This window comes from Nakamurella sp. (assembly GCF_048594475.1).
GTDB lineage: Bacteria > Actinomycetota > Actinomycetes > Mycobacteriales > Nakamurellaceae > Nakamurella.
This window is the reverse complement of sequence record NZ_JBMDXT010000595.1, coordinates 1-4,975: the sequence shown is the minus strand read 5'-3', so window position 1 is coordinate 4,975 and position 4,975 is coordinate 1. Positions and strand designations below refer to the sequence as shown.

General features: G+C 75.1%; 3 protein-coding genes and 1 pseudogene. All 4 read left to right on the top strand.

Annotated elements, in window-relative coordinates:
- Window positions 1-366 precede the first annotated feature (366 nt).
- Window positions 367-1,140 (top strand): oxidoreductase, encoded by a 774-nt coding sequence (locus ACOJUF_RS26285; RefSeq protein ID WP_420124754.1) that lies wholly within the window; start codon window positions 367-369, stop codon window positions 1,138-1,140.
- A gap of 1,210 nt (window positions 1,141-2,350) precedes the next feature.
- On the top strand, window positions 2,351-3,412 hold the full coding sequence (ssd, locus tag ACOJUF_RS26280) for a septum site-determining protein Ssd (protein WP_420124753.1): 1,062 nt from the start codon (window positions 2,351-2,353) through the stop codon (window positions 3,410-3,412).
- Window positions 3,409-4,593 (top strand): TadA family conjugal transfer-associated ATPase, encoded by a 1,185-nt coding sequence (locus ACOJUF_RS26275; RefSeq protein ID WP_420124752.1) that lies wholly within the window; start codon window positions 3,409-3,411, stop codon window positions 4,591-4,593. Before ssd ends, ACOJUF_RS26275 begins: the two co-directional genes overlap by 4 nt.
- A gap of 40 nt (window positions 4,594-4,633) precedes the next feature.
- Window positions 4,634-4,975 (top strand): annotated as a pseudogene (locus ACOJUF_RS26270) (hypothetical protein); the annotation flags it as partial.

The following is a 4,975-nucleotide window of genomic DNA, read 5'->3' as shown; positions in this document are numbered from 1 at the left end:
CCGCGAACTCCGCGGACGGCGGGAACGTCCTGTTCTCGGCCAGCAGGTTGTCCAGCGTCTGGGAACTCGTGTCGCTCACGGGGTGTCTCCTCGGGTGACGGCGATGTCGGGTGACGGCTGTCCTGCTTCCAGCGCGCAGCCGAGGGCTGGAAAATCAGGTCGTCCGGGGGGTGCACACTGCTGTCCGAACGTAACCGTCTGCACGGTCAGCCTGCCATGTCGCATCGCTGGGCGGCAGGTGTGGTGCGGTGGATGGCCGATCTGGCACGGCAGACGCCAACCGGCACCCACTGTGACAACTATTCGCACGCTTGGTAACTGATCGAACGACAAGGATCGGACCTGATCGATCGGAGGGTTGACGGCATGACCGCGCCGTGGCAGGTGGTCGACCGGACCGGGTGGCCGGCCGGGGTGGAGGGTCTGCCGGCCGCCGTCGAGGCGGCCCGGCTGGCCCTGGCCCGGCTGAACGGTCCGCGCGGTGTGCGGGACCGGACCGGCCGGGTGGCCGCGGCCGCGCTCATGCGGTCCGCCCGGGCCTCCGCCGGCCTGGCCGGCGCTCCGCTCGGCCTCGATCCGGCCGCTGCATCGATCGACGACCCGGTGCTCGCGGGGGCGGTGCGGGTGGCCGCCGCCCTCGACGGACTCGTGGGCACCTGGACACGGGCGCCGCGGCAGGTGCTGGCCCGGCTGCACACCCTCGCCGCCGCCGACCTGGTCGGCGCGGACGAACTCGGGCGCGCCCGCATCGATCCGGCCGACCCGGTCGGCGTCAGTGCCCGGCTCTCGGCGTTGGCCGAGCTGGTCGTGCGGTCGCCGTGGCCGGCGCCGGTGATGGTCGCGGTGGTGCACGGGGAACTCGCCACCCTCGCCCCGTTCGGCTCCGCGGACGGCGTGGTCGCCCGCGCGGCCGCCCGGCTCACCATGGTGTCGACGGGTCTCGACCCGGCGGGCTGGTCGGTACCGGAGGTGGCGCACCTGCGATCGGCCGAGCGCTACCGCGCCGGATTGGCCGGCTATGCCGCCGGAGCGCTGGACGACTGGGTGCGAGAGGTGTGCCGGGCCCTCGAGGCGGGGGCGGCCGAGGGCACCGGGGTCGGCCGGGCGTCCACAGACGGATCACCGGGTTCTCCCACCTGACTCCCCGGTGGCTGGCAGTGGGCCCGGTTACGGTCATCGACCAGCAATGACGCTGCCAGCCGGAGCGGGACCGAACCGGTGACCCGCCGGACCCCGGGTCTGGTCGCCGTCGCTCACCGACAGCTTCGTTGAGTGACCAGACGTCACGGTCAGTCGTCACGCGTGGCAGTGGTGTTCTCGTCAGGTCGACGGCTATTCGGGTGAACTTCTGCTTCCCGGAACTTGGATCTTGTCGCTTCGTCACGAAGCGCAACGGGCGGACCGCGGGTGAAATCGCCGCCTCCGGCCGGGTTCCCGCCGCGGATCGGTGGGGCTGCGAGGGGCTGGCGGGTCGGCGGCGCGGGCCTCGGATCGAGGCCCGATCGGGTCCGGATCGGAGCGGGTGGCCGAGGCCCGTCCCGCGCCGGATCCGGCCCGTGCCGGGCCGGCGCGCCGGGCCGGTCCCGCCCATGAAAGACGGCGCCCGACCCGGGGGTCGAGCGCCGTCTGCGCAGGCTGACCAGCTACCAAGCTTCACCACGACTCGTCGTGACGGGCACCGCGTCCATCGCGGATCACCCTGACGACGTACCTCCCGCGGCTTATAGCGGTGAGTGGGTTCCGGCGTCTGCGCGGGGAGCTCTGCCGGGGGTTGACGGGGTTTCTCTTCACTCCGCCTCTGGCCCTGCAGCGGTCCCTGACAACAGTGATACCCGGGTGAACGGCCCACGGCAACTGCCCCGAAGGGGGTGATTGGCCCTGACCGATTCAGATGCACCCGATTGTGTCTGGCGGTCCCGGGAATGAAGATCCGCAGCAGATGTCGTGCGCCAACACGTGACGAACCCCGGTGAACGGGTCTACAGTGAGGGAGTCGGTTTCCACCCCCCCGGAACCGACCTTCGGTTCAGCTCAACCCCCCGGAGCTGAACCCTTGCGGCCCCCGCCCTCCCCCCTGGCGGGGGCCGCCCTCTATCTCGGACCGGGCGGTCCACCCTGAAGCGACATGCCGGGCCGGCGTGGTCCGGTCGTTCGCGTGCGTCCGGCCCGGATGGTCGATGATCAACCCGGTCGCCCGTTGGGAGCGGCCGTCGACTGACCCGCGATTTTGTCCCCATGTCCGATCTTCGTCCCCATTCGTGCCCGGGGCGGTCCGGTGGACCGCTGCCGTGCGGCACCGTCGGCGCCGTGGCCGTCGTGCGGCGGTCGCCGGGGAGTGGAGGCGGGGACGGTGGTGGATGCCCGGCCGTTGATCGTGACGGCGGATGAGGCGCTGTTGGACGAGTTGTTGCGGATCGCCGCCGCGGCGCGGATCGAGGTCGCGCACGGCCGCGACCCCGGTACCCGCGCGCAGTGGCGGTCGGCGCCGCTGGTGCTGATCGACGCGGCTCAGGTGCCGGCCGCCGTGGCTGCCGGCCTGCCGCGCCGGCCCGGGGTGGTGGCGGTGTTCGCCGCCGAACCGGGTGAGGCCGCCTGGCAGTCCTGCATCGCGCTCGGTGTGGAACGGTCGTTCGCCGTCCCCGGCGCCGAACTCGAGCTGATCGAGCTGTTGACCGACGCGAGCGACGACTCCTCGGGCGACGGGCGCTGTGTCGCGGTCGTGGGGGCCTGCGGTGGTGCGGGCGCGTCGGTGTTCGCCGGGGCCCTGGCCTACGCCGCGGCACGGTCGGGCCGGTCCGCCTTGCTGCTGGACTGTGACCCCTGGGGCGCCGGCCTGGACGTCGTCCTGGGCGTGGAGAACGACCCGGGCCTGCGCTGGTCCGACCTCTCGGCACCGGCCGGCCGCCTGCCGGTGGACGACCTCGCACGGGCGCTGCCGCGGATCCGCGTCGGCCCGAGTTCGATCTCGGTCCTGGGCCATCACCGTGAGCGCGCGGCCGACGTCGGCCCGGACGCGGTGGACGTCGTGATCGACGCCGGCCGCCGGGGCGCCTGGACGGTCGTGGTCGACCTTCCCCGCCCGCCGGGCCCGGTGCCGGACCGCGTGCTCGAACGGTGTGATCTGGTCGTCGTTCTCGCGCCGGCCGACGTGCGTGCCTGCTGGGCCGCCCAGCGGGTCCGGGCCCGATTGCGCGAGTTCGCGGTCGACGCGGGACTGGTGGTGCGGGGACCGTCGCCGTGCGGGCTCGGCGCCGGCGAGGTGGCCGACCTGCTGCGGTTGCCCCTCCTGGCGCAGATGCGCGCGGAACCCGGGCTGGCCCGGGAACTCGAGTTCGGGCTGTCCCTGGGCAGCGGCCGCCGGCCGTTGCTCACGGCGGCCGACCGGGTGCTGGCCGCCCTGGAGGCCAGATGACGGGCGTGGCCGGGATCGAGGAGGCGCTTCCGGTCGCGCTGATCGAGCGGGTCCAGCGTCGCCTGGCCGACCGGGGCGAGGACCCCGAGCCGCGGGCGCTGGCGGCCGCGTTGCGGGCCGAATCGGCCGTGCTGACCAGCGATGCGCAGATGCTTCGGCTGATCCGGCAGCTGCAGCGGGAGCTGGTCGGCGCCGGGCCGCTGGCCGGCCTGCTGGCCGACCCCGACACCACCGATGTGGTGGTCAACGGCCCGGCGGACGTGCGGGTGGACCGGGGGGCGGGCTGGGAGGCGGCGGCGGTGCGCTTCGCCGATGATGCGGCCGTGCAACGGTTGGCGCGGCGACTCGCCACCGCCGCCGGCCGCCGTCTGGACGACGCGCACCCGCACGTGGACGCCCGCCTGGTCGACGGAACCCGGCTGCACGCGGTCCTGGCCCCGGTCGCGGCGTCCGGCACCTGCCTGTCGTTGCGGGTGCTGCGCCCGGCGCGACACGATCTGGCGGCCCTGGCCGCGGCCGGCAGCCTGCCCGGGTGTGCGGCGGCGGTGGTGCGGTCCGTGCTGGACGCCCGGTTGGCGTTCCTGGTTTCGGGTGGGACCGGATCGGGCAAGACGACGCTGCTGTCGGCCCTGCTCGCGGCCGTGCCGGACCACGAGCGGGTGGTGACCGTCGAGGACGCGGAGGAGCTGCGGCCGCCCCACCCGCACCTGGTGCGGCTGGTGGCGCGGCAGGCCAATGTCGAAGGGGCGGGGACGATCTCGCTCCGAGATCTGGTCCGGCAGGCGTTGCGCATGCGGCCGGACCGGTTGGTCGTCGGCGAGGTGCGCGGAGCCGAGGTGGTCGATCTGCTCGCCGCGTTGAACACGGGACACGACGGCGGTGCCGGAACGGTCCACGCGAACACGGCCGCCGACGTCCCGGCCCGGTTGGAGGCGCTGGCCGCGCCGGCCGGTATCGACCGGGCCGCGCTGCACGCCCAGTTGGCCGGGGCGGTGCGGGTGGTGCTGCATGTCCGCCGGGTCGGTCGGCGGCGTGAGCTGGCCGAGATCGCCGTCCTGGAGCGGGGCGCCGACGGTTGGGTACGGGCCCGGCCGGCGGTCGTCGACGGCGAGCCGGTGGAGCCGGGAGCGGCCCGCCTCGCCGCCCTGCTGGACCGGCACGGGCAGGCGCGACCCTGGTGACTGGGCTGGCCGAGGACCGCGACGGCAAGGTGAGCGGACCGTGGTGATCGCGCCGGTGACGGGCGTGACGGTCGTGCCGGTCGTGGCGGCCGCTCTGGCGGCCGTGGGAACCGCTGGCCCGGCCGCGTCGGCGGCCGCTGCGCAGGCCTGGCCGGTGGTCGCCGGGCCGGTCGCCGCTGCTGCCGCCGGGGTGGCCGGACCGGCCGCGGTGACGACCACTGCGGCCGGCGCTCCGGTGGTCGGGGATCCCGGTGGCGACGGTGGATGCCCGGGCGCCGTCCTGGCCGCGCTGCTGCTGGCGGCGGCCCTGGCGTGCTGGCCCGGGGGGGCCCCCCCCGCGCCCCGGGGGGGGCGGGGGCGCCCGCGGGGGGGGGGGCCCCCC

What these genes read in the sequence shown, in the direction of transcription:
- ACOJUF_RS26285 (WP_420124754.1), top strand. Translation starts at nt 367, where the DNA reads ATGACCGCGCCGTGGCAGGTGGTCGACCGGACCGGGTGGCCGGCCGGG.
- ACOJUF_RS26275 (WP_420124752.1), top strand. Translation starts at nt 3,409, where the DNA reads ATGACGGGCGTGGCCGGGATCGAGGAGGCGCTTCCGGTCGCGCTGATC.